Annotated in this window: 23 protein-coding genes and 2 pseudogenes; 8 read left to right on the forward strand and 17 right to left on the reverse strand. The window is 47.7% G+C overall.

The features are described 5' to 3' along the window. Positions 1-93: 93 nt before the first annotated feature. From cmoA to RWM02_RS06155, 13 genes and pseudogenes are all read right to left on the reverse strand, one after another. Entirely contained in the window at positions 94-798 is a 705-nt protein-coding gene (cmoA, locus tag RWM02_RS06095) for a carboxy-S-adenosyl-L-methionine synthase CmoA (RefSeq protein ID WP_314070125.1), read from the reverse strand. After that, positions 795-1,676, reverse strand: a complete 882-nt coding sequence (locus tag RWM02_RS06100) for a bifunctional riboflavin kinase/FAD synthetase (protein ID WP_314070128.1) — start codon at positions 1,674-1,676, stop codon at positions 795-797. The genes cmoA and RWM02_RS06100 overlap by 4 nt, the downstream gene beginning before the upstream one ends. Further along, on the reverse strand, positions 1,642-2,673 hold the full coding sequence (locus tag RWM02_RS06105) for an SAM-dependent methyltransferase (protein WP_314070171.1): 1,032 nt from the start codon (positions 2,671-2,673) through the stop codon (positions 1,642-1,644). The genes RWM02_RS06100 and RWM02_RS06105 overlap by 35 nt, the downstream gene beginning before the upstream one ends. Before the next feature lie 45 nt (positions 2,674-2,718). Beyond that, positions 2,719-2,793: pseudogene (locus RWM02_RS10610) on the reverse strand (23S rRNA (cytidine-2'-O)-methyltransferase TlyA); the annotation flags it as partial. Next, positions 2,783-4,711, reverse strand: coding sequence for an NAD-dependent DNA ligase LigA (ligA, locus tag RWM02_RS06115; RefSeq protein WP_314070131.1), 1,929 nt, complete (start codon positions 4,709-4,711; stop codon positions 2,783-2,785). The pseudogene RWM02_RS10610 and the gene ligA, both read right to left, overlap by 11 nt. A 24-nt stretch (positions 4,712-4,735) precedes the next feature. Further along, positions 4,736-5,872 carry a dihydropteroate synthase gene (gene folP, locus RWM02_RS06120; protein ID WP_314070134.1) on the reverse strand — a complete coding sequence of 379 codons (1,137 nt, stop codon included), beginning with the start codon at positions 5,870-5,872 and terminating at the stop codon, positions 4,736-4,738. Continuing rightward, positions 5,869-6,489, reverse strand: a complete 621-nt coding sequence (locus RWM02_RS06125) for a DNA polymerase III subunit delta' (RefSeq protein WP_314070135.1) — start codon at positions 6,487-6,489, stop codon at positions 5,869-5,871. The genes folP and RWM02_RS06125 overlap by 4 nt, the downstream gene beginning before the upstream one ends. Positions 6,490-6,492: 3 nt before the next feature. Further along, a complete protein-coding gene (locus RWM02_RS06130; RefSeq protein WP_009495895.1) occupies positions 6,493-7,035 on the reverse strand; it encodes a HobA family DNA replication regulator in 543 nt (180 codons plus the stop codon). Next, the gene (locus RWM02_RS06135) at positions 7,032-8,231 is read right to left on the reverse strand and encodes an aspartate kinase (protein ID WP_297966372.1); all 1,200 of its coding nucleotides are present in this window, start codon (positions 8,229-8,231) and stop codon (positions 7,032-7,034) included. Before RWM02_RS06135 ends, RWM02_RS06130 begins: the two co-directional genes overlap by 4 nt. Beyond that, positions 8,231-8,698 (reverse strand): RNA pyrophosphohydrolase, encoded by a 468-nt coding sequence (locus RWM02_RS06140; RefSeq protein ID WP_295140599.1) that lies wholly within the window; start codon positions 8,696-8,698, stop codon positions 8,231-8,233. The genes RWM02_RS06135 and RWM02_RS06140 overlap by 1 nt, the downstream gene beginning before the upstream one ends. Before the next feature lie 216 nt (positions 8,699-8,914). Next, entirely contained in the window at positions 8,915-9,679 is a 765-nt protein-coding gene (locus RWM02_RS06145; RefSeq protein ID WP_314070139.1) for a hypothetical protein, read from the reverse strand. Between the two features lie 40 nt (positions 9,680-9,719). Beyond that, complete coding sequence (locus RWM02_RS06150) at positions 9,720-10,856, reverse strand: PepSY-associated TM helix domain-containing protein (protein ID WP_314070141.1); 1,137 nt, start codon at positions 10,854-10,856, stop codon at positions 9,720-9,722. Between the two features lie 87 nt (positions 10,857-10,943). Then, the gene (locus RWM02_RS06155; RefSeq protein WP_314070144.1) at positions 10,944-12,905 is read right to left on the reverse strand and encodes a TonB-dependent receptor domain-containing protein; all 1,962 of its coding nucleotides are present in this window, start codon (positions 12,903-12,905) and stop codon (positions 10,944-10,946) included. A gap of 113 nt (positions 12,906-13,018) precedes the next feature. On the opposite strand from RWM02_RS06155, the gene RWM02_RS06160 reads away from it, so the two are divergent. The 8 genes from RWM02_RS06160 to RWM02_RS06195 all read left to right on the forward strand — a co-directional run bounded on the left by RWM02_RS06160 (position 13,019) and on the right by RWM02_RS06195 (position 19,817). Continuing rightward, positions 13,019-13,969: a helix-turn-helix domain-containing protein gene (locus RWM02_RS06160; RefSeq protein WP_122874094.1), complete on the forward strand. Its 951-nt coding sequence runs from the start codon at positions 13,019-13,021 to the stop codon at positions 13,967-13,969. Between the two features lie 273 nt (positions 13,970-14,242). Beyond that, positions 14,243-15,295 (forward strand): radical SAM family heme chaperone HemW, encoded by a 1,053-nt coding sequence (hemW, locus tag RWM02_RS06165; protein ID WP_314070146.1) that lies wholly within the window; start codon positions 14,243-14,245, stop codon positions 15,293-15,295. Between the two features lie 65 nt (positions 15,296-15,360). After that, positions 15,361-15,765 carry a Sec-independent protein translocase protein TatB gene (tatB, locus tag RWM02_RS06170; RefSeq protein ID WP_002946440.1) on the forward strand — a complete coding sequence of 135 codons (405 nt, stop codon included), beginning with the start codon at positions 15,361-15,363 and terminating at the stop codon, positions 15,763-15,765. Beyond that, positions 15,765-16,520, forward strand: a complete 756-nt coding sequence (tatC, locus tag RWM02_RS06175) for a twin-arginine translocase subunit TatC (protein WP_314070149.1) — start codon at positions 15,765-15,767, stop codon at positions 16,518-16,520. The genes tatB and tatC overlap by 1 nt, the downstream gene beginning before the upstream one ends. A gap of 25 nt (positions 16,521-16,545) precedes the next feature. Continuing rightward, complete coding sequence (gene queA, locus RWM02_RS06180) at positions 16,546-17,574, forward strand: tRNA preQ1(34) S-adenosylmethionine ribosyltransferase-isomerase QueA (RefSeq protein ID WP_314070152.1); 1,029 nt, start codon at positions 16,546-16,548, stop codon at positions 17,572-17,574. A gap of 2 nt (positions 17,575-17,576) precedes the next feature. Beyond that, positions 17,577-18,599 carry a hypothetical protein gene (locus RWM02_RS06185; RefSeq protein ID WP_314070155.1) on the forward strand — a complete coding sequence of 341 codons (1,023 nt, stop codon included), beginning with the start codon at positions 17,577-17,579 and terminating at the stop codon, positions 18,597-18,599. Positions 18,600-18,725: 126 nt separating this feature from the next. Continuing rightward, positions 18,726-19,157 (forward strand): VOC family protein, encoded by a 432-nt coding sequence (locus RWM02_RS06190; RefSeq protein WP_314070158.1) that lies wholly within the window; start codon positions 18,726-18,728, stop codon positions 19,155-19,157. Between the two features lie 57 nt (positions 19,158-19,214). Beyond that, positions 19,215-19,817, forward strand: a complete 603-nt coding sequence (locus tag RWM02_RS06195) for an alpha/beta hydrolase (protein ID WP_314070161.1) — start codon at positions 19,215-19,217, stop codon at positions 19,815-19,817. Positions 19,818-20,061: 244 nt separating this feature from the next. Here the strand turns inward: RWM02_RS06195 and ruvX are convergent, their stop codons facing one another. The 4 genes and pseudogenes from ruvX to RWM02_RS06215 all read right to left on the reverse strand — a co-directional run. Continuing rightward, a complete protein-coding gene (ruvX, locus tag RWM02_RS06200) occupies positions 20,062-20,436 on the reverse strand; it encodes a Holliday junction resolvase RuvX (protein WP_314070163.1) in 375 nt (124 codons plus the stop codon). 476 nt (positions 20,437-20,912) lie between these two features. Then, positions 20,913-21,680 (reverse strand): DNA-processing protein DprA, encoded by a 768-nt coding sequence (gene dprA, locus RWM02_RS06205; RefSeq protein ID WP_314070165.1) that lies wholly within the window; start codon positions 21,678-21,680, stop codon positions 20,913-20,915. After that, positions 21,677-23,302 (reverse strand): divergent polysaccharide deacetylase family protein, encoded by a 1,626-nt coding sequence (locus RWM02_RS06210; protein WP_314070168.1) that lies wholly within the window; start codon positions 23,300-23,302, stop codon positions 21,677-21,679. The genes dprA and RWM02_RS06210 overlap by 4 nt, the downstream gene beginning before the upstream one ends. Beyond that, positions 23,303-23,635: pseudogene (locus RWM02_RS06215) on the reverse strand (ketol-acid reductoisomerase); the annotation flags it as partial.

Raw genomic sequence — 23,635 nt, forward strand, 5'->3', positions numbered from 1 at the left:
GTAAATTTTTGGCGAAGATAGAACGCGTAGTTCATCGAGCCAAAATTTTACAAACTCCACAAAAAGCACTCGCGAGGCAAGCCGTTAAATTTCTTACTTAAACGCGACAAACGTCGCAAAATTCGCCCACCTAAATATGCATTCCACATTTTTAAACCCCGCATTAAGCGCCAAATTTCTATTTTCTGCTTCGGTGTATGGTATGAGCACGTTTTCTAGCGCCTCGCGTTTTTGCGCGATTTCGTAGCGCGAGTAGCCCTGCTCTAACTTGTATTTTTCGTATATTTCGATCATATTTTTGCTCAGCGTCTTGTCCTCAAAAATGAGCTTCTCGCTAAAAACAAACACGCCGCCATCATTTATCGCGCGGTAAATTTTAGCCACGAAATCCTGACGCTTAGGCGGGCGGATAAACTGCAGCGTGTAGTTCATCAAAACGGCGTCGCGGGAGTCAAATTCGTACTCTAAAATGTCTGCTAGCTCAAGCTCGATCCTAGCGCCGTACGCCTCTATCTTGGCGCGCGCGTTTTGTAGCATGGCAGGCGCGTTATCCACGCCTTTTAGCGCGAGATCGCTTCTTTTGCGCCAAAGGGCTAGCAGCGTCGAGGCGGTCGAGCAGCCAAGGTCTACCGCGCTTGCGCCTTGCGGTAAAATTTGCGCTAAAAAATCGGCGATCAGCTTTTGCGAAGCCGCATAATACGGCACCGAGCGCCCGATCATATCGTCAAACACCGACGCCACGCTCGCGTCAAATTCAAACTGCTTTTTTATCGGCTCTTTAAAGATTTCGTCCTTCACGCTTTGCTCCTTTGAGGCGTAGCGTCGCCCACGACGTAGAGATCGCACACGCCGACGAACTCCATCGCCTGCTTGATGTCGATCCCAATTTGCTCTTTTAGCCCCCCAAGGCTTTCAAATTTTCGGTTATCGCGTAGCCGCTTGATAAAGCAAACCGCGACGTCGCGGGCGTCCGCGATATTTTCGTTTAGTACGTGCGTCTCGACGCTAAAGTTACCGTCCGTGCTCACGCGGTTGCCGATAAAAGTAACCGAGCCGTAGGTCTTGTAGCCGATGCGAGTCCTCGTCGCATATACGCCCTCACGCGGCAAAAGGTAGCTTTTGATGTCCAAATTTAGCGTCGGTACGAGCTCGCGCGACCCGATACCCTGCCCCTTTATCACGCGACCTTCGATCGAGTATTCGCGGCCTAGCAGGCGGTTTGCCTTGTAGATCTCGCCTTGCTTGATGTACTCGCGTATAGCCGAGCTGTGCACGCCCATACCCTCGAAACAAAACTCGTCCACGATATCCGCCTCGCCATCAAAAATGCGCCGCAAATCGTACTTGTCCCACGCTCTGTTTCGCCCGAAACGAAAATCAAATCCCACGACAATTTTTTGCAGATTTTTAAAATCCCGCTTCAAAAGCGCGATAAACTCGTCGCCCCCAAGCCCCTTTATCTCGTTAAAATCATACAAAAAGCACGGATAGCGAGAGTATTCGGCTCGCTTTAGGCCGGGCGTGATGTTGGCTTTGTTTTTATCGATCACGACCAGCCCGCCGTACTCGCCCAGGCGCTTTAAAAGCTCCTTGTGGCCGCGATGCACGCCGTCAAAGTGCCCGATCGCCACGGCCGTGATATTATCTTTTGTTAAAAGCGTAGAAAAATTCGGCATTTCCTTCCTTTCCTTTTACCTCGCATTCGAGCGTTTGGCGCATTATCCAGCCTAAATTTGCCGCCGCAAGCTCAAATTTCGCCCTCGCCTCGCGCACGGCTTTTGCGTCCGTTACGACCCCTTTTTTGTTTCGTTTAGCGCTCCTGCCGACCTCAAACTGCGGCTTAAAAAGCAGGATAATGTCGCAGTTTTCGCCTGCTAGCGCATCGATAGAGGGCAAAATTTCTTTAAGCGAGATAAAGCTCACGTCGCAGGTGATGAGATCAAATTTTCTCAAAGCGTTTTTTGCGGCGCCAGAGTCAGGCTCGGCGTCTTGGATTTTCGGCGCCAAATTTACGCCGGCCCAATTTGCCTCGTCCATCTTAGCGCCAATCTGCGTTAAATTTGACGGAGCAAGAGCGTCTTTGCTCAGCTCGCCCAAAAATACGTCTTGCTGGGCAAAATTTGATTTGTCGGGATTAAAATTCGGCTCGATTTGGATTTTTAAATTTTGCTCTGAGCCATCAAATTTAGCGTCTTTGACCAAGCTTTGACGCCCCACCGCAAACTCGCGCACATCGGTATTTTCGGCTACTATCACGCGCGAATCGGCTCGCAGGCTCTCATCTAGCTGAGAGCTGCCCACATCAAGCGCGGTAACGCTTTTTACGCCGTTTTGCAGCAAAATTTGCACGAAGCCGCCCGTGCTTGAGCCGACGTCTAGGGCGTTTTTGCCCCGCGCATCAAGCGGATAAGCAGCCAAAAAGCTTTTTAGCTTTAGAGCGCCGCGTCCGACGTAGATTTCGCCGACGAGTTCGATCTTTGCGCCGTTTGGGTTTAAATTTAGCTCGCCGTTACAGGCCTTTTTACGCGCGGTTTCGACGACGTCCGTCAAATTTGCCTCGCGTAAATTTTTAGTTTCCGCTTCCGCGCTATTTTTGCCGGCTTTCAAATTTACGCCCGTAGCCTCATCTAAATTTAGCCCGTCCGAGCCGTCAAATTTATCAAATTCGCCCACCTCAAAGCTAGGCTTAGAGCAAATTTGCCCGTTTAGTAAAATCTTGCCGCTTTTTATGAGTTCGGCGGCTTTATTTCGGCTGATATTTAGGCGGTTTGCGACAAATAGATCAAATCTCAATCATCCGCCTTAGCTCGTCCTCGGTTATCGCTTCGACGCCTAGCTCGCGCGCTTTATCCAGCTTGCTACCCGCCTCCTCGCCGTAAAGTACGAAGTCCGTTTTCTTGCTCACCGAGCCGCTTACTTTTGCGCCGTTTGCTTCCAAAATAGCCTTAAATTTATCCCTGCTCTTGCTAAGCGTGCCCGTTATCACAAACGTTTTGCCGCTTATCGCGCTTTGTTTTGTCTCAAAACTCTGCGCTTGCGGGCTAACGAAACGCAAAATTTCATCCAAATTTTGTCTATTTACCTGCATAAACTCCGCGTAACTCTCTGCCATCGCCTCGCCGAAGCCATCGATCGCGGCAACTTCGCCAAAGCTTAGCTCGCGCCAGTTTTGCGGGTAAATTTGAGCTATCTTTTTAGCCGCTACTTCACCGATGTGCTCGATACCCAGGCTCGCTATAAAGCTATGCAGTGCGGGCGTACGGCTAGCCTCGATGGCACCGAGTAGATTTGCGATCTTTTTATCTTTAAAACCCTCTAACCGCGCCAAATCCTGCGCCGTAAGCTCGTAAATGTCAGCAATCTTGGCGACCAAGCCCGCTTCAAAAAGCTGATTTACTATCGCGTCGCCAAGTCCGTCGATATTTAGGCACTTTTTGCTCGCAAAATGTATCAGCGAATTTATCACGCGCGCCTTACACTCGAGGTTTTGACACTTGACAAAAACGCCCTCGTCTAGCAGCATCGATCCGCACACGGGACACTCGTGAGGCCGCTCTATCGGAGTCTGCGAGCCGTCTCTGCGCTGCTTGAATACGCCCGTGATCTTTGGTATCACGTCGCCCGAGCGGATAATGCTGATAAAATCGCCCTTTTGCACGCCCAAACGCTCGATCTCGTCAAAGTTATGCAGCGTGGCGGACTTTACTATCGCGCCGTCGATATTTACGGGCTCAAGCACGCCAACTGGGGTCACGACGCCGCTGCGTCCGACCTGAAACGCGACGTCAAGCAGCCGCGTGGTCTTTTCGATCGCGGGGAATTTATACGCAACCATAAATTTAGGAAATTTCTCCGTGTAGCCAAGCTCCTCGCTAGCTGCGATGCTCTGCACGCGCACCACGAGGCCGTCCATCATAAAAGGCTTGCTGTCGCGCTGCGCAACTAGCTGCTTATACGCCTCCTCGATCTGCTCTGCAGTGCGACAAATTTTAAAAAATTCCTCTCGCTCAAAGCCCTGCGAATAGATAAAATCGGTTTCAAGACCCAAATTTTGCTCGCCGTAGCCCCAGGGCTTAAACCTCAGCCTGCGCGACGCCGTCACTGCGCTATCTAGCTGGCGCAGGCTGCCGGCGGCCGCATTTCTAGGATTTGATAGCTGAGGCTCGCCCCTTTGCGAGCGGGCGAAATTTATCTCGTCAAAGTCGTTTTTAGCGATCACGACCTCGCCGCGGATCTCGATCCTGCCGTTATAGGCGATTTGTAGCGGGATATTTTTGATGACTTTTGAGTTACTCGTGACGTCCTCGCCCGTTATGCCGTCGCCGCGCGTGATAGCTCGCACGAGAGCGCCGTTTTCGTAGAGTAAATTTAAGCTCGCTCCGTCAAATTTAGGCTGAAGCGCAAACTCCAGCCCCTCTTTGTCGCCGCGCTTTAGCCACGCTAGCAGCTCATCAAAACTAAAAATATCCTCCATCGACCACATGCGCGCGCCGTGGCGAGCCTTGACAAAGCCCTCGCTAACCTCGCCGCCGACGCGCTTTGTCGGGCTAAACATCGAGATATCGCCGGGATTTGTCCTCTCAAATTCCAGCACTTTATGATAAAGCTCGTCGTACTCCTCGTCGGTAGCTATAGGCGCGTCGTCGGTGTAGTAGGCCTTCGCCCAAGCGTTTAGCGTATCTACGGCCTCTAAATACTCTTTTTTATCCATTTTTCCTCGTTAAATTTGCTTTGCTTACCACGCTGCGAGCTTTCTCATCGCGTTTTCCAGCCTAAACATCTGCGCATGCTCGGCCACGTCGTGCGTTCGGATGATCTGCGCGCCGTTTTTAAAGGCCTCCAAATGCAGATAGAGGCTGCCCGGCAAGCGGTCTTTTATCTCGCTAGGACTATAAAAATTTATAACCGATTTTCTACTAGCGCCCGCTAAGATCGGCAAACCGAAGCGCAAAAAATGCTCCAAATTTTTTATCAAAATCATATTTTGCTCCGCCGTCTTGCCAAAGCCGATACCCACGTCTAGCACGATATCGCGGCATCCAAGATCCTGCGCCGCGGCGATCTTGGCCTCAAAAAATGCATCTATCTCGCCCAGCAAGTCATCGTAATGCGGGTTATCTTGCATATTTTCGGGGCTATTTTGCATATGCATGAGGCAGTAGCTCGCGCCGTACCGCGCCGCTAGAGAGCAGAGGCTAACGTCGCCCGTGATATCGTTTATCATCTTAAAGCCGTGATTTAGCGCGTATTCTAGGCAGTACGCATCAAAGCTATCTAGGCTAAATATCGCTTTTTCGTGCAAATTTAGACGGTAAATTTCGGCTACTATCTTTTCCAGCCTGGCAAATTCGACCTCGCGTCCGACGTATTTGCTACCAGGCCTGGAGCTAACCGCACCCACGTCGATATACTCCGCACCCTGCTCGATCATCTCTTCGATGCGAGCTATACCGCTTTTTTCGTTTACGCGGCTTGCGGCGTTAAAGCTATCTTCATTTACGTTTACGACGCCCATTATCTGCGCACGCTGCGGTTTTTTGAACGGAGATTTTAAAAATTTAGCCAAATTTTTTAGCCCGAAATCCTGAGCGGACTCTTTTTTGGCAAGCGCAAGAACTTGCGCATCGGTAGCCATTAAAAGCGCGGCCGAATTTGCTCCGCCCAGAATCACGTCGCGGTTAGTCACGAGCTCCGCGCCCACGCTTAGCGCGTCTTGCTTTAGGATATTTGCGGCCGGCGAGCGCAAATCTTTAATCAAAAAAAAGTTGATCGCCGACTTTTTTTTCATCAAATTTCGCCCCTCGTCGCTAGGACGGATAATCTCGCAAATCTCGTTAAAATCAGTTTGCGGATTAATTTTAAAAATTTTCATCTAAGCCCTTTTTCGTAAATCATAAGAAGTATCGGCGTAAGGAGCGCGTGGGTTTTGGTATTTAGCTCGGCCAGGCGCACGGCTTTGAAAAAATACTCAAGCTCTTCAGCGCTAAATTTGACCCCCTGCGCCGTAGCCTCGAGAGCTATGGCGGCGATTAGCTCTTTTAGGTCGTTTTTACCGAGCTTCTCGGAGCGCTCGAGATTTGATTTTTCATCAATAAACGCGCAAATTTCTTTTAGTTCCAGACGTTTATAATCTAGTCCCGTTTTTTCGCGTTGCTTTTTTTCGAGTCTACTTTCGGTAACTAGGCGCGAGCGAACGGTCGGCAGGAGCATATTTTTCGACTCGCAGGCTATGATAAAAAAGATATTTTTAGGAGGCTCTTCGATGATTTTTAGTAGAGAGTTTTGAGCCTCGACGCGGAAATTTTTAGCGCCTAAAACCAGTAGTTTAGGCTCGCTCTCGGCGATATAGGCCTCGGCGGCGACCTCTTTTGCGTTTTCTAGCAAAAAGTCCTCGGCGAAAAAAAATCTAACTGAATTTACGCCGTAAAGCCCTAAAATTTCCTCTTTTAAGGCTTCAAAATCGCTCGTGATTACGATTTTGCTTCGCATAGACTAAAGCGTTACTTTCGCAAATAAAGCAGCGTCTATGCTCTTATCAAAGAGCCTAAACAGCGACAAAAGCTTGATATCTAGCGCGCCGTCGGAGGAGCTAAGATAAAAGCTATTTTGCGCCTGCTCGTCAAAAAGCCACATGTAGCTATCGTCCTTGCCTTTGGCGATCTGCGAGCTTTTTTCCGCGCTTTTGCCGACGTAAAAAAACACGTAACCGTTTGGAAAAGCAAGACTAAGCATATCTAAAAGCAGCGAGACTTCCTCTTTTGAGCCGATATTTTCAAAAGAGGGATAAAGCGCCTTTAGCGAAAAAAAAGGTAGCACCGGGCGAGCGTTCGTAGGTTTGTTTATATTTTTTAAAAAATACTCCTCAAACCAGCCGCGCTCGCTATCGGTTATCAAAATAAACGCGCGCCCTTCTAGTAAAAATTTGAGCTTCGAGGCGAGCAAGGGCGTCCACTCGGTGCGCCTCTCCTCCATCCAGCTCATCAGCGAGCCCTCCTCGCGGATCGCCTCGAGCGTCCATTTTATAAAATCGCTCATTTATCGAGTTTATAAGCTTCGTGTAGTGCGCGAACTGCTAGCTCGCCGTATTTTTGATCGACGATCATTGAGATTTTTATCTCGCTAGTCGAGATCATTTGGATATTTATACCTTCGTTTGCTAGCGTTTGAAACGCCAAGGACGCCACTCCGGTGTGGCTTTTCATGCCTACGCCTACGACTGAGACCTTAACTATCTCGTCGTTGTATAAAATTTCCCTCGACGCGCTTAGTTTATCCATGCACTCTTTTGCGACGTGAAGTTCGTTTTGCGGTACGGTAAAGCCGAGATTCGTCGTACCGTCTTGACCTACGTTTTGGATTATCATATCCACGTTTATGTTTTTTTCCGCAAGCGCGGTGAAAATTTCAGCCGCGATGCCCGGCTTATCGACCACGCCTCTTAAAGTTACTCTAGCTTGATTTTTATCTAGCGCGATACCGCTTACTAGCACTGCTTCCATACTCTCTTCCTTTGTTATTAGTGTTCCTTCGTTGTGATTAAAGCTACTTCTGGTGACTAAATTTACGTTTAGCTTTTTAGCTAGCTCAACCGAGCGGTTTTGCAGCACCTTTGCGCCTAGGCTGGCAAGCTCTAGCATCTCGTCGTAGCTGATTTTATCTAGCTTTTTAGCCTTTGGCTCGATGCGAGGATCGGTTGTATAAACTCCGTCTACGTCGGTGTAAATCTCGCAAAGATCCGCATTTAGCGCGCCTGCGATCGCCACTGCGCTAAGGTCGCTACCGCCTCGTCCCAGAGTTGTCGCGTCGCCCTTTTCGTCTATACCCTGAAAGCCCGCTACGACGACTATCTTGCCTGCCTTTAGCTCCTCTTTCATACGCTTAGTATCTATCGCCTCGATCCTAGCCTTGGTATGCACACTATCTGTTATGATGCCTGCTAGCCTACCGCTTAGACCTACCGCCGGATAGCCTAAATTTATCAGCGCTATCGTTAAAAGCGCGCAGGTAACGCGCTCGCCGGAGCTAAGCAGCATATCCATCGCCACTCCGTCGGGAGCCTTCGTATAATGCTCGGCGTACTCCACCAGCTGATTAGTCACGCCGCTCATAGCCGAAACCACGACTACGACGTCCGCTCCGCTTTTTTTAGCCTCTATCGCTCTAGCGGCGACGTTTTCTATCCGCTCAAGCGTCCCTACGCTCGTGCCGCCGTATTTTTGGACGATTAACATTAGATAAATCCTTTCTCTTTAAAGTAGCCGATAACCTTGCTATAAATCGGCTTTTTGAAGTGGTTTACGTCGCCTAAAACCTCGCTTGAGTTTATAAATTTATACTCGTTAAATTCGGGTTTTTTGGTATTTATATTTATCTTCGCGCTAGGGCGCAACCGCACTAGAAAATACTTTTGCGTCTGCCCGTCGAAATTATAAAATTTCCTACTCGTCGTGCCCTCGGGGAAGTCGTAGCTAAGCCACTGCGGATACTCGCTAAGCACGTCTATTTCGTCCGTGCCTATCTCCTCTTTTAGCTCTCTTTTTAGAGCTTCTTGCGGCGTCTCGCCCTCGTCTATGCCGCCCTGCGGGAACTGCCAGATACCCGTCATATCGCATCTTTGCGCGATAAATATCCTACAATCAAACGGGTAAGAAGGCGCAAGTATGACCGCCGCAACGTTTGGTCTATATTTTTTTTCCATATTTTTTCCGAGAATTTTTAATTGTGGATTTTAACGAAAAATAGTTAAGATATAGCTAAATATCGCGAGGTTAGCGGAAAAATTTGACGCTTAGGCTTAAAATTTTTATTTAAATTTTTAAACTACGAATTTTACTTTTTACGGCGCGGTAAAATTTGCGCGTTTTGCTTGGTTATCCGTCAAATTTTACCGCCTTATTCGTCAAATTTGAGCCACCTATTTTAGCTCCAGTATCGCCCGCACCTCTTCGTCGGTAAACAGACTCGCGCTTTCGTGCTTTTTGCGCTCGGGTGCGGCTTTTGGCTCGGCGCGCGGCGGCAAATTTTGCGCAGACTCATTAAAATCAAATAACGCAGCCTGCGCGAATGCGTCCGAGGCAGCCGTTTTTACTGCGTCATTAGAAGCGGATATTTTACTAGACGGTGCCGTTTGCGTAGCTCCGCCAAAAACAGGAGTTTCGCGCGGAGCGGCGGTTTGCGCGCTTTGGCTAGTTGGCGCAGTTTTGGTTATTTCGCTTAAAGCACTGGTTTGCGAAATAGCTTTTCCTTGCAGATTGGCGTCTTGACGCGGCATAGCATTCTGTATTTCTTGCAAATTTTGCTCCTGCACGGAAGCGATTTTTTGTTCGCTCTTAGGCATTAAATTTTGCTCAAATTCGGCGCCGTCAATCGCCTGGCGCGCATTTTCAAATTTAACGTTTTCATCAAATTTAACCGCCGTAGCCTCGCCGCTCTCGTTAAATTTATCGTCCTGCAAAAACAAAGATCCGTCAGGCAAAAGCTCGTCCCGCTCGTATTGGCGCGCAAAAAGCTCGCTTACGTTGATAGCGTCTGCGTTACCCCCGCTTTCTCCGCCCGGCGCATCCTTGACGCTTTGGCCGAGCTCCTCGATGCCTGTTATTCGCAGGCTCGGCATCACGGCCTTAAAGCTTTGCAAAATCGGCAAAAAAGAGCCGTCAAATCCATCTAAAATCACTCGCATATTTAGCCTTTTTCAGTTTTTTCGAGCGATTTTATCAAATTTATCTTTTGAGCCGTTTTAAGCTCATCCAAAAACCGCTTATAACGAAAAACAGAACCGATGCCGAAGCTAAACAAAATATAAATTTACCGATCTCGCCCAAAAAATATCCCGAATGCAAGCTTAAAACCGCTTTATGAATCACAAAAGGCCTGGGCATCGAGCTTTTGGCGTCGTCAAACCTCGCGTGCCTGATAATTTGCCCCTTAGCGGCGTTTATCGTCATCGTATTTACTTTATCGTCCTCTTCCAATCCTTTGTCAAAGTAAAATATCATAAAATTTTCGCCGTCTTCTTGCGTGATGACGTTAAAAAGCTCGTAATCCTTTCTATCTCGTTTAAAAATATCTATCGCGGCCTCTAAATTTGCTATCTTGCCCTCGTCCTCCAGCGAAAATCCCCTTACCTGTGTAAAGCTCTTTTTTCTAAAAATTTCCTTTTCGCCAAGCGCGTTATTTACGAGCTTTGCCGCCCAGTCATACGACCAGTAAAGCCCCGTAACGCTCATAAAAGCCAAAAATAAACAAAGATAAACGCCGGCAAATCCGTGCAGGCTGTACAAAAACGCATAGCCTTTGGCCTTGATTTTTAAAGCGAATGCGCGCATAAATTTAGTTTTAAAACTAGGATAATAAATTATCAATCCAGATATAACCAGAACAACTAGAACAATACTGCAAACTGCAACGATGTGTTTTCCTATAAGCCGCAGAGTCTCGTTTTCGCTAAGGCCGAGCCCTAAATTCGTATGCAAATTTAACATTAGTCCGATAAATTTATCGCCGAAATTTTCGCCCGTTATCTCGCCTGTGTATTGATTTATAAAATACGACTTAAACTCGCCTTTAGCATTCGTACCGGATACGCCTAGAGCGTGATTTGCGTCCGAGTTAATCTTGTAGTAGCTAAGCGTAAAATTCGGTTCCCTAGCTTTAAAAATATCTAAAATTTCTCTCGCGCTAAGCTCTTTTTCGCCTCGCTCGACGAAGGTTTTTTGCGAGTTTGCAAGGTCTATAATCTCGTCGTGATAGGATATGACTGCGCCGCTAAGAGCGACGATAAGCAACGGCAAAACACAGGCTAGGCTTAAAATCAAATGGACGTTAAACCAAAACTTCTTTTTCTTTAAAAACGGCATCTTTCTCCTTAAATTTAAACTCGAATTTTAAAAACCGGTAGTGGGGCGGCGATCGCTACGCACCGCCCCGCTTAAATACGGCTAAATTTAGAAATTTACGTTAAATCCGAGTCTATATTTAATCCCGTCGGCGATCAAAATTTCATAGCGTCCCGATTTTGTCGTTACGTATTCGTTAAAGATATTATAAACGCTAAAATTTACGCTCGCGTTTTTAGTTATCTTGTAGCTTGCGCCCGCGTCAAATAGCGTATAATCCCTTATCTCCTCGTCTCCGGGTAGGCCGTAAACAGCTCTGGTTTTGCCTAGATAGTTCATCTGCGTCCAGAAATTTAGATCGGGTGTCGCGTCGTAATCAAACCCTATTTTTACGGTATGTACGGATAGATTGTTTAGAGATTTGCCCTCGTACGCGCCCGATTTTTGCTTTGATCTAGTGTAAACGTAGCTTGAGTGTAGGGCTAAATTTGATAGTATCTGCCAGTCCGAGGCGAGTTCGACGCCTTTTACTTCGGCTTTACCGATATTTACGCTCTCCCAGATGCCGCGCCTATAGGTCTTGCCGTTATGCACGCAAGGAACGCCCGGGCGCGCGACGCAAACGGGCTTCGTACCTAGACCGTCTTTTATCCGCGTATAAAACGCCATCGCCGATACGTTAAGGCTCTCGTCCCCGTAAGCGATGCCGGCTTCGTAGTTTAGGCTAGATTCGGGCTTTAGGTCGCTTTTACCCAGCTGCGCTCCCATACCGCCGGCAAAAGGCAGAGCAAGCCCGTCGGTTCGCATCTTGATATCTGGCGTCGAGTAGCCTGCCGATACGCCGCCTTTTAGCGATAGATTTTCGCTTAGATGATACACGGCATATCCGCGCGGAGATACGTGTCCGCCGTAGTCTTTGTCGTGATTATACCTTAGACCAGCAGTTAGCGTGAGCGCGTCGGTTACGTCAAAATCGTCCTCGCCGTAGAGCGAAAAATCATACCTTTTGACATTTGCGGCATCGGCCGTCGTTGCCTTTTCGTTTAGCCTTTCTCTTCTGTATTCAGCCCCCAGACTTAGCGTGTTGTTATCAAAAAAATACGTTCCCTTGGTATTTAGCGTCGTCGTTTTTAGCGTGAGGTCTTGTTGTCCGCTTTCTTTCATATGATCGTGGGTTAAAAAGCTTTCAAGCAGCAGCTTGTCGTATTTGCCCGTATGCGAGAGCGAGGCGGTATATCCGCTCATCTTTTCAAACGCGACGCTCGTATTATCGCCGGTAGCCCTTCTTAGCGTCTTGCCTTCGGTGCGCTCGTATTTATTTACTACGCGGCGCAAATCAAGCGCTATTTCGTCGTTTTCGGTGGCGTTATACATGATTTTCGCGCCGAAATTTACGTCCTCGTTTTTGCGGTTCGTAAAGACTCGATCGTCTTCAAATTTGTGAAAATACCGCCCATAAAGCGCGATACCCAGCACGTCCGGGATCACTGCGCCGTTTGCGTAAAAGCCGGTTTGGTAGTCGTCATTTATCCCGCTTTTGCCCGCAAGCGTGTAGTAGCCGTTTACGTTACCGCTAAATTCGTTTGAAAAGCCCTTGGTGATGATATTTATCACGCCTCCCATCGCATCCGAGCCGTATAGCGAGCTCATCGGCCCTCGCACGATTTCGATACGCTCGATCGTGTTTGCGGGCGGGAGGAAATTTTGAGCGCTACCGACCGCGCGAAGCCCTCTATACGCGCTATCGCTGGTCGCAGGGCGGCCGTCTATTAAAATTTTAGTGTATTTTTGACCAAGGCCTCTCATCGTGATACCGCGTCTGCTAGCCGCCCCCAGCGTCGCGCCGAAAACTCCCGGAGCGTCTTTTACGACGCTTTCTATATCTTGATGGTTGCGCCTGGCTATCTCTTTTTGCGAGATTACCGAAACGGAGGCGGGCGCGTCCTTGATATTTTGTTCAAAACCCGTCGCGCTAGTTACGGTAACTTCGTTTAGTTTTACTTCATCGGCCGCCTGCGCGCAAGATAGTGCTAGGCAAGCTAGCATAGAAATTTTAGGCATACTTTTCACCTTTAGACTCCTTATTTAAATTTAAACCCTATTTTACTATAATCAGATAATTATTATCAATACTTAGGCAAACGGTAGAGGGATTTTTATCAACGCTAAAAGGATAAAAGCAAATGAAAGTCGAATTTAAAGATATTTTACGAGCAAACGAACAAGAAATCGCGCAAAATTCGGTGCGCTACGGACAAAGCGCGTGGCAAGAGCAAGATAGAAAATGTAAAGTCGAGTTTTTTAAAGGCACAAGCGGCGCAAGCTACTGCAGGAGCGAAATAATCTGTAATAAAAGCGTAAAAAGACGGCTTGAAAGGAGCGCTGGCTACTGCTTTTTGCTCTTTAACGACGCAAGAGCGGACGCCGGGCTTAAGGCGGGTAAAAAAACTTTTTGCCTAAAGGCCGGAGAGTTTTGGATGGGACGCGTGGATAGCGGATTTGAGGGCGTTTGCGAGTATCAAAGTAGCAGCTACGCCGGGCGATGCATCGTGCTAAAAAACGAGCTGGCCGGCGAGCTAGCGGCATTTAAAAATCTAGGCGAAGAAAACGAAATCTGCATCCAAACGGCTAAGATAAATTTAGCCCAAAGCCTGATTTTACGGGAGCTTTTAGCTGCGAGCGAGTTTGAAGGTAAGATGCGCGAAATCTTTATGGAAGCTAAAATTTTAGAGCTAATCTACAAAAGCTTAGGCGCGCCTAAAACGCCCGAAGCCGATGAAAAAAAGCGCAATTTTAGCGACGAATACGTAAAAATTTTAAATAAAGCAAGGCAAATTTTACTAAGCGACGTCCAAAATCCGCCCAGCATAAAAGAGCTAGCCAGAGCGTGCGCAACGAATGAATTTAAACTAAAAACAGGCTTTAAAAGCTACTTTGGCGATACGATCTACGGGCTGCTAGCGACCGAGCGGCTAAACGCGGCAAAAAAACTTTTAGAGCGCGGAGACGTCTGCGTGAGCGAAGCCGCAAAAATCGTCGGATACGCCAGCGCTCCGCACTTTGCAAAGATTTTTAGAGAAAAATTCGGCGTTTTGCCAACGCAAATTTTAAAACAAAAGAAATTTTACACGTAAATTTAACGCTTGCAAAGCTTTGCGGGCGTTAAATTAAAATCAAATTTAAACGTATCGGCGCGACTTTTTAAATTTAACGAGCGGTAAAAACGGCGGTAAATTTTAAATTTAAAAGCGTCAAATAGCTTGTCGGAGTCGGTTTTGCGCCTAAATCCGGCCAAAATTTACCGCAAACCTGCACATAAACGGCACAAAAGCCAAAACGCCAAAATATCAAACGCCGCGCGATAAAGCCGTAAAATCTGCTAAAATACGGCAAAAACAAAGGTCAAAATGCTTCTTTACGTCCACATCCCCTTTTGCGAGAGCAAATGCCCCTACTGCGCTTTTGGCTCGGTGGTGGGCAAACGAAATTTAACGAGCGCGTATTTTGACGCGATGATTGCGGATTTTAGAGAGCAAATTTTAAAATTTGACGTAAAAAAAGGCGAGATCGAGACGCTTTTCATCGGCGGAGGGACGCCAAGCGCCGTGGACGGTGGCTACTACGAGCGGCTATTTGAGGCGGTCGCGCCATATCTGGCGGCAAACGCCGAGATCACGACGGAGGCAAATCCAAACTCTGCAAGCCTAAAGTGGCTCTCGCAGATGAAATCATACGGCGTAAATCGCGTGAGCTTCGGCGCTCAAAGCTTTTTTGAAGATAAGCTTAAATTTCTCGGGCGCATCCACGACGCAAAGCAGATCTACGAAACCATCATAAGCGCCAAGACCGCGGGGCTAGAAAATATCAATGTAGATCTCATCTACGGCACGAAACTAGATACCAAAAAACGCCTAGAGCAAGAGGCGCAAAATATCCGAAATCTAGGCATTTCGCACGTTTCGGCGTATTCGCTAACGCTTGAGGAAAATACCCCCTTTGCCGGTAAGATAACCTACGCAAAAGATAGCCCGAGGCTAGCTAAATTTATGATAGACCGTATCGAAGAAATCGGCCTAAAACAATACGAAATCTCAAATTTCGGTCAAATTTGCAGGCATAACCTCGGCTACTGGCAGGCCAAAAACTACCTTGCCATTGGCGCTTATGCGGTCGGATTTTGGCGAGATCGCCGCTTTTATAACGCTTCAAATTTAAACGCTTACGTAAAAAATCCGCACGCTAAAAAAATCGAAAATTTAAGCGCGGACGAGCTAAATTTAGAGCGGATATTTTTAGGCGCTAGAAGCATCGTCGGTATCTGGCAAAACAGCCTAAACGCAGAGCAAGAGCAAAGAGCGCAACTGCTAAAAAAGAGCGGGAAATTAAAATTTAAAAACGGGCGATATTACGCCAAAAATTTCCTGACCGCGGATGAAATTTCTTTATTTATCGCGGGCTGATTTATGCAAATTTGAGATAAAAAACGATAAAATGAGCGCTTTAAAATAAAATTTAGGATAAAAAAATGTTTGGCATGAGCTTACCCGAGATCATCGTCATAGCCGTCATCGCGGTGCTATTTTTGGGACCCGATAAGCTTCCTAGCGCGATGGTAGAGATAGCGAAATTTTTTAAAACCGTCAAAAAAACGGTCAATGACGCAAAAAGTAGCTTCGATCAAGAGATAAAAATCCAAGAACTCAAAGAGGACGCGAAAAAATACAAAGAGAGTATCGCAAAAACCACCGAAACGGTGCGAAAAAAGCTCACCTTTGAGGAGCTTGACGAGCTCAAAAAGGGCGTAAACGACGTCACTAGCGGCATCACGGACGGCCTAAACGACGTAAAAAAGAGCGTCGAAGCGGTCAAAAACCCGGGCGAAGCCGTCAAAAACGCCGTTCTAGGCGATAACGAGAAAAAAGAGGCGTAATGTTTGAAGAGCTAAAACCGCATTTAGTAGAACTTAGAAAAAGGCTTTTCATCAGCGTCATGACCGTGATCGTGATGTTTGTAGTGTGCTTTAGCTTTTGGAATCAAATTTTAGACTTTATCATCGCGCCGCTGCAAAATACTCTGCCAGATAATCAAAAAATGGTCTTTCTCGAGGTGCAAGAGCCCTTTTTCGTAGCGATGAAGGTGGCGTTTTTCACCGGATTTTTATTTTCGTTGCCGATTATTTTTTGGCAGTTTTGGCTATTTGTAGCACCCGGACTTTACGAAAACGAGAAAAAATACGTCATACCTTTCGTGATATCGGCGACCTTTATGTTTCTCGTTGGCGCGGCGTTTTGCTACTACGTCGTCGTTCCTATCGGTTTTGCTTTTCTTATAAATTTCGGCCAACAGCTATTTTCCGCAATGCTAAACATCGGTGGCTACGTCGGATTTTTTACGAAACTGGTCATTGCGTTCGGTATCGCATTTGAGCTTCCCGTTATCACATTTTTCCTTGCTAAACTCGGCCTAGTCGATGACAAGATGCTCAAAAACTCATTCCGCTACGCTATCGTCGTGATTTTTATATTTGCCGCGATCATGACGCCCCCTGATATCCTCAGCCAGTTTTTGATGGCGGTGCCTCTCATCGGTCTTTACGGGCTTTCTATCTTTATAGCCGCCCGCGTAAATCCGGCTAAAAACGAAGAGCCTGAGCAAGAAACCGACGAAGAAAAAGAGGACGAATAGTTATGAAACAAAGTAGGCTAGCCAAATGAGTCAAATTTTAAATCCAAACTCGCTTGACGCCTACGACTACGAGCTACCGCCGGAGCTAATCGCCAATTTCCCGACCTTTCCCAAAGAGGACGCCAGGCTACTAATCTACGAGCGAGCTAGCGAAAAAATCTCTCATCTAAAATTCGGCGATTTGCCCGAAATTTTACCGCCTTGCGATATTATTTTTAACGATACCAAGGTGGTAAAAGCTAGAATTTACGGCAAAAAAGATAGCGGCGGCGAGACGGAGCTTTTACTAAACTCTCCGCTTGCGGACGGTAAATTTAGCGTCTATATAAAAGGCAAAGTCCGCGCGGGCAGCGTTTTAAATTTCGACCGAAATTTGACCGCCGAGGTCTGCGAGCTCTTTGAGGACGGCTCTCGCACGGTCAAATTTAGCCAAAACGGCGAGCCTTTGGACGCGGCCGCGCTTTATAGAGTCCTATCTCGCATCGGTCACGTGCCTCTGCCGCCTTACATCAAACGAAGCGACACCGAGGACGATGAGAGCTGGTATCAAAGCGTGTTTGCTAAAAACGAGGGCGCGGTAGCGGCTCCGACGGCGAGCTTACACTTTAGCAACGAGATGATCGCGCGCCTAGCCAAAGACCGCGAGATAGCCTACCTCACGCTGCATGTGGGCGCAGGGACGTTTAAGGGCGTGGAGAGCGAGGATATTACGCAGCACAAGATGCACGCGGAGTTTTACGATATCCCGCAAGATACGCAAAATTTAATCAACTCAAACAGACCGATCCTAGGCGTAGGCACGACGGTAACGCGCTGCGTGGAGGAGTTTGCTAGAAGCGGCAAGTCTAGCGGCGAGTGCAGGCTGTTTTTAAATTTAAACAACAAGCCCATCCGCCAAAACTACCTGCTTACGAACTTTCACCTACCAAAATCTACGCTAATCATGCTAGTAACCAGCTTTGTCGGACTTGAGCAGACTATGCGGATTTACAAAACCGCCGTGGAGCAAAAGTACAAATTTTACTCCTACGGCGACGCGATGCTGGTTATATAGCCGTGAGTTTCGCGTATATTTTCCTGATTTTTGCCGCGTTTTATATAGCGGTTTTGGGCGGTTGCTATTTTATGGATAAATTTAGAAGGTCAAACGGCGTGATAAAAAAAGAAACTACGCAAAAAAACGGCAAGAGCGAAATCGGCGAATCTAGCGAGACAAATACGCTGCCAAAAGTCGATATCGCAGGCGGTTTGCTATTTTTGGCCTCCTCGCTAAACGAGGACGCGCAAAAAAACACGAACTACGTGCTGCTAGACTACGATATCGCCTATCCTAGGCTATTTTACGCAGATATCGCAGCCCTTGCAAAGCTCATCGACGCGATGGCTCAAATTTTCCTTTTAAACGTCTCAAACTCGACCATTACGATCAAATTTTTGCTCTCGAACTACTACAAAAACAACATCAAATTTACACTTAGCGTCCACTGCGATCACGATTTTTTTACGGTCAAAAGCACGCCTCGCGTAAATATGAACGCGCAAAGCCGTAAAATTTACGAAACGGCAATGGCGCTGGCCGAGCAAAACGGCTCTAGCATTAGATTCGAGTTTGATCACGGCGTGCGCGCTAGCACCGAGATTTCGCTGCGTCTTTGCGGCGATAAGCTCGATCTCATGAAAAGCTTTAAGATAAAAAATCCCAAAAATTTTAGCGCCCTCGTCGCAGAGCCCAACCCGCACTCGTTTAATATCATCAAAAAAGATCTCGAATTTATCGGTATCGACGTGAAGCCGAGCAACAAATGGAGCATCGTAAAGCGTCACATAAAGGATATGATCTTTCGCCCAAACGTCGTCTTTATCGAGGAGAGCCTGCTGCGCGAGATAGATGGCGCTCTATCTACGCTTTTGATAGAAAAAAAGATCGCGCTAGTCGTGCTAAAAACAACGAACGCGGCGATAAATTTAAACCCGAAAATCCGCGTCTGGACGCTAGTTCAGCCCTATCTCTCCGACACTCTCGTGCGTATCTTAAACGAAACTTACGAATTTGAGACGCAAAACGGGGATAAAATTTAGCTTTTTGAAATTTTACTCGCATTTTTAAAGCTCGTTAAACCGCACTGTTTCGTTTGATAACATCAAATTTGATCCAAAACCGCTACCACTAAAATGATATAATAAGCCCAAATAACGGAGGCTAAAATGAATAAAATAACCTGCATCTGCCTAGGCGTGCGAAGCATGCAAAGGGTGCTGAAATTTTACAGAGACGGCCTAGGATTTAAGACGGATTGCAAAGACGACGACCCGCCGGTATGTTTTTTTGATACGCCTGGGACCAAATTTGAGCTCTATCCGCTAGACGCGCTGGCGCGAGATATCGACGAAAACGATCCGCCCAGAGGCAGCGGATTTGGCGGCATCACGCTAGCGTATAACGTAAAAAACAAAGAGGACGTAGCTAGCGTCATAGAGCTAGTAAAAAAGGCGGGTGGCACCATCGTCAAGGAGCCCCAAGATACGTTTTGGGGCGGATATCACGCGTATTTTGCCGTTCCGGACGGATACTACTGGGAGGTGGCTTGGGGGCCCGGTTTTAAATTTGACGAGGATGGACTGCTTAAATTTAACTAGTTGCGGCGTCAAAGCGCTTTTATTTTAGCCGCTTGCCCGCCGCAAAAAGGCAAAATCATGAAAAATATAGTCGTATACATACACGGAAAAAACGGAAGCGCGGCAGAAGCGGCCCGCTACAAACGGCTTTTTGCAGATAGCGACGTGCTTGGATTTGATTACGAAGCGCGCACGCCGTGGGAGGCGAAAGAGGAATTTGCGCCGTATTTTGAGTCTATCCTTAAAAGCCACAAATCCGTGACGATCATAGCAAACAGTATCGGAGCGTTTTTTGCCATGCACGCCTTGCGGGACATGCGTATAAAAAAGGCGTATTTTATCTCTCCTATCGTAGATATGGAAAATTTGATACTAAACATGCTGTCGCAGGCAAATGCAAGCGAGGAGGAGCTGCGAGATAAGGGCGAACTGAGCACAAAATTCGGAGAAAAACTTTCGTGGAGATATCTTTGCTACGTCAGAGAACATCCTACCCTCTGGACGGCGCCGACGCATATTTTATACGGCGAAAACGACGATCTAACATCTTTTGAAACGATTTGCGAGTTTGCAAACCAAATCAGCGCAACGCTTAGCGTCGTGAAAAACGGCGAGCATAGATTTAGCACGGCGGAGCAAATGCGGTTTCTTGATGATTGGATACGGCGCTATAGCCGGTAGCAGCGCCTAGCTAGGCTTGAAGGAGCTTTTTATCTAAGTCCATACGGTCAAATTTGACTCGAAAACCAGCCGATCAAACCGCTTTTAAATTTTACGCAAAAATATCGGCTAAATTTACCGCGGGGCGTAAATTTAGCTCAAATTTTACTCGATCTCCGTGCTAGCAACGACCGGCCGAGACGCCCCCGACATAGCCTAGCGCAAAACTCAAATTTGCCGCCGTTTTACCGCGCGCCAAACTGCCTCAAAGCCCCAAATACCGCTTTAAAATAATCATCGCCGCGATGCTATCTAGCCGTCCGTCGCGCCTACTCTCGGCGTAAATTTCGCTCGCCTCAAAGCTACTCATCGCCTCGTCCTGATAGACCACTTCGCCGTCAAATTCCAGTAACGACACGAAGTGCGCGATCCTCCGCCGCATCTCGTCCTCGCTAGATCCCCCAAGCGGCACGCCCACGACTAGCTTTTTTGCTCCGTATTCGCGCAAAACGGCGCTAACGTCGTGCGCGGCTTGATTGCGATTTTTGCGCAGTATGGGCGTTTGCGGTATCACGGTTTGCCCGACGGCTAGCGCCACGCCGATACGTTTTAGCCCCACGTCGATGGCCATTATGCTCATTTTCGTCCTTTAGATTTTGATTTTTGCGCCTGATTTTGGTTATTTGCAGGCAAATTTATATCAAAAACTCGCTGCCGTTTGCCGATTTTGCGAGACATTAAAAAATTTGCTTTACAAATAAATCCGCAAAAGCGGCAAATTTAAGAAATTGTCAAAACAATTAAACCCGTCGCAAACAAATTTGCCGTAAAATTTATCACGTAAATTTGCCTAATCTTGGCAAACGCAATCCGCTAAAAATGCTACTCCAAGCAAGCCCGCGCAAATTTAAAAAACCGAAAAAACGAGCAAGCGAATTTCACTCTCGCACGCCAAAAATTTACGTAATCCTAAAATTTAAAAATCGCCTGCAAACCGCACGAATTTAAACTAAAAGCTGCTTAAATTTGCCGCCGTTTAGCCTGGTCTTTCAAATTTAAACCGCTCGCCTAGCGTAAATTTTAAACCTACGTCCTTACAAAACAGATAGAGCAAATTTACTCCGCAAATACCGTAAGCCCCGATATTCGCAGTTTGCCTTCGAGCTCGTATTCGTAAATTTTATCGCCGAATTTTGCCAAGGCTGCATCGAGGCTCGCGCCGTTTTTGCAAAATTTTATCACCTCATCGTCTTGCGCAGGCGCGGGTTTGCCGCCGAAACGAAGCGCAAATTCGTCAAAATCGTTTATCAAATTTGCCGCGCTGCTAGCAACCAGCTCGTTCGTCCCGTCGCTCTCGCCTAGGCGCTGAGGCAGCGTAAATATCGGCACGCCAAGCTCCTTTGCCATGCGCGCGCTTTGCATCGAGCCGCTTCTGGTATCGGCCTGCGCGACGACCAGGGCCTGCGAGAGCGCGACCACGATGCGGTTTCGCTCCAAAAATCTATATGCAAGCGGCGGCTCGCCCGGGTCGTATTCGCTAAGAGCCAGCGCATTTTGATAAATTTCTTTGATGATTTTGGCGTTGCTTTGCGGGTAGATTTTATTTAGTCCGTTGCCAAAAACGGCGACCGTGTGCGGATACGCGCCCTTGTGCGCGGCGATATCCACGCCGATGGCCGCACCGCTAACTACGCAAACGCCGCTGTTTGCTAGCGTCCTAGCTAGCGCCTCTACGCACTGCCTGGTGTAGGCGCTGGCCTTTCTCGAGCCCACGATCGAGACCATCGGGCGCTCAAGCAGAGCCAAATTTCCCTCGAAATATAGCTTTTGCGGCGGCTTTTTAAGACGCAAAAGACCGCTAGGAAGCTCGGCTAAGACGTTCAAAAAAGGTCCTTTAGATAGACGACCTCGACCTCTTGCAAGAGTTTTGCGCTTTCTTGCAGGACTTCGATCGTGTTTTTGTGCGGATGGCCGATCGCGATGGCGTATGAGCGCTTTTTAGCCAGCTCGACGGCGTATTTTAGCTGCTTTCGCACAGCCGCCTTTGAGCCGTCGTGATCCAAAAACACGTCGCGAGCGATGTAGGGCATCGAGTATTTTTTCGCCGCGCCGTAAACCTTGGTCGGCGAGGTCGTCTTGCTATCGACGAAGATCAAATTTTCATCACGCATCGCTCGCATTAGCCTATCCATCGCGGTCGCGTCGCTCGTAAAACGGCTGCCGGTGTGGTTGTTGATGTATTTTAGATCCGGAAAATCTCGCTTGATGCTTTGCAGTTTTTTAGCGATCTTTTCGTAGTCGTCGTTTACCGTGAGAGTGCCGATCTCGGCGCCCTTAAAGCCGCCTAGAGCCTGCATAGGCAGGTGGATCATATAAAAGCCAAAACGCCGCGCCAAAACAGGCGTCTCGGGGTGGGCGGAGGTCGCTGGGAAAAAGGACGGCGTGAGCTTTAGATTTACCGATTTTATCGCGTCTGCTTGGTGCTTATACGCCACGTCGTCGATGATGATGACTAGACGCGGCTTGTAGCCCGCTTTTACGGCGGCCTTTACCTCGTTTGTCTCGGGTGCGGTTTTTTTATCCGTTTTTTTCGAGTCTGCAATTTTAGCTTTTTCGTCCTTTTTAGGCTTTTCTTTTTCGATCTTTTCTTGCTCGTTTGGCTCGGAGTTTTGCGGCGCGTTTTCTGCGTCAAATTTCGCCTCGACCTGCCCCGCTTGATCGTTTGCGTCGCTAAATTCGATATGGATTTTTTCTTTTTTTAGCGCTTGTTCGAGGGGGTTATTTTGCGCCTGCGGCATAGGCGTATCATCAAAGATCACGGCTTCGGAATTTGCAAAAATATGCGTTCTTTGAGGCGCTTGATAGCCATCAAATTTAACGTTATCGCCGCTATTTTGAGCGGATTTAGCAGGCTCGTTTTTAGAGCTTAAATTTGTCAAATTTAACTCGCCGACCTTTTTAGCGCTCGCCCCGTCAAGCTCGGAGGTATCGCGGGAGGCCAAATTTCCGCCCTCGGGCGAGATTTTATCCTTTATCCTCTGCGCGTTCTGTCCGTCTTTATCAAATTTAGCTTGCTCGTTTGGCGAATTTAAACCGCTTGTCCCCTCGGCTTTAGCTTTTTCGCCGCCGATTTTTACTTTACCTTTAGCTTCCGCCTCGTCAAAAAGCGCTTTGATATCGGTCAAATTTGCTCTCGAGTGCACGCCCGATGCGGCTTGCGCGTCTTTTATGGTGACTTTTTCGGAGCCGTTTGATGCCGAAAGGCTTGGTTTGTGGCTTAAATTTTGCTTTTGATCAGGCTCGCTTTTGTCGCCGAAATACCGCTCGATTTTAGCGATCAGCGCGTTGTCGCTCTTAACTTTAACCCTGACGTCCAGCAGATAAAACGCCCCGACAAGCAAGATACAGGCGATGAGAAAAGCGAAAAGTAGTAGCTTTAGGCCGCCGCGCGAGCGCCCCTTTTTGGAGCGCCTTTTCGCGGCCTTTTTTCTAGGTTTCGAGTTCAATTAGTTTTTGCTTTGATCTATGAGTTTGCCCGAGCTGATCCAAGGCATCATAGAGCGTAATTTTTTACCGGTTTGATTTAGCAGGCTTCTTTCGGCGATGCCGCGCTCTGCGTTCATGCGGACGTATCCGGCCTTGCGCTCGAGGATGAAGTCTTTTGCGAATTTACCGTTTTGGATCTCTTTTAAAATTTCCTTCATCGCTTTTTTACTGTCTTCGCCGATGACGCGAGGGCCGCTCACGTAGTCACCGTATTCTGCGGTGTTTGAGATAGAGTAGCGCATATCGGCCATGCCGCCTTGATACATTAGATCTACGATTAGTTTTAGCTCGTG

The organism is Campylobacter showae (assembly GCF_963515975.1).
Lineage (GTDB): Bacteria > Campylobacterota > Campylobacteria > Campylobacterales > Campylobacteraceae > Campylobacter_A > Campylobacter_A showae_F.

Bases quoted from the DNA above. Each gene is read 5' to 3' on its own strand.
- RWM02_RS06100 (WP_314070128.1), bottom strand. From the start codon at position 1,676: ATGCCGAATTTTTCTACGCTTTTAACAAAAGATAATATCACGGCCGTG.
- ligA (WP_314070131.1), bottom strand. From the start codon at position 4,711: ATGGATAAAAAAGAGTATTTAGAGGCCGTAGATACGCTAAACGCTTGG.
- folP (WP_314070134.1), bottom strand. From the start codon at position 5,872: ATGAAAATTTTTAAAATTAATCCGCAAACTGATTTTAACGAGATTTGC.
- RWM02_RS06125 (WP_314070135.1), bottom strand. From the start codon at position 6,489: ATGCGAAGCAAAATCGTAATCACGAGCGATTTTGAAGCCTTAAAAGAG.
- RWM02_RS06130 (WP_009495895.1), bottom strand. From the start codon at position 7,035: ATGAGCGATTTTATAAAATGGACGCTCGAGGCGATCCGCGAGGAGGGC.
- RWM02_RS06135 (WP_297966372.1), bottom strand. From the start codon at position 8,231: ATGTTAATCGTCCAAAAATACGGCGGCACGAGCGTAGGGACGCTTGAG.
- RWM02_RS06140 (WP_295140599.1), bottom strand. From the start codon at position 8,698: ATGGAAAAAAAATATAGACCAAACGTTGCGGCGGTCATACTTGCGCCT.
- RWM02_RS06145 (WP_314070139.1), bottom strand. From the start codon at position 9,679: ATGCGAGTGATTTTAGATGGATTTGACGGCTCTTTTTTGCCGATTTTG.
- RWM02_RS06150 (WP_314070141.1), bottom strand. From the start codon at position 10,856: ATGCCGTTTTTAAAGAAAAAGAAGTTTTGGTTTAACGTCCATTTGATT.
- RWM02_RS06160 (WP_122874094.1), top strand. From the start codon at position 13,019: ATGAAAGTCGAATTTAAAGATATTTTACGAGCAAACGAACAAGAAATC.
- hemW (WP_314070146.1), top strand. From the start codon at position 14,243: ATGCTTCTTTACGTCCACATCCCCTTTTGCGAGAGCAAATGCCCCTAC.
- tatB (WP_002946440.1), top strand. From the start codon at position 15,361: ATGTTTGGCATGAGCTTACCCGAGATCATCGTCATAGCCGTCATCGCG.
- tatC (WP_314070149.1), top strand. From the start codon at position 15,765: ATGTTTGAAGAGCTAAAACCGCATTTAGTAGAACTTAGAAAAAGGCTT.
- queA (WP_314070152.1), top strand. From the start codon at position 16,546: ATGAGTCAAATTTTAAATCCAAACTCGCTTGACGCCTACGACTACGAG.
- RWM02_RS06190 (WP_314070158.1), top strand. From the start codon at position 18,726: ATGAATAAAATAACCTGCATCTGCCTAGGCGTGCGAAGCATGCAAAGG.
- RWM02_RS06195 (WP_314070161.1), top strand. From the start codon at position 19,215: ATGAAAAATATAGTCGTATACATACACGGAAAAAACGGAAGCGCGGCA.
- ruvX (WP_314070163.1), bottom strand. From the start codon at position 20,436: ATGAGCATAATGGCCATCGACGTGGGGCTAAAACGTATCGGCGTGGCG.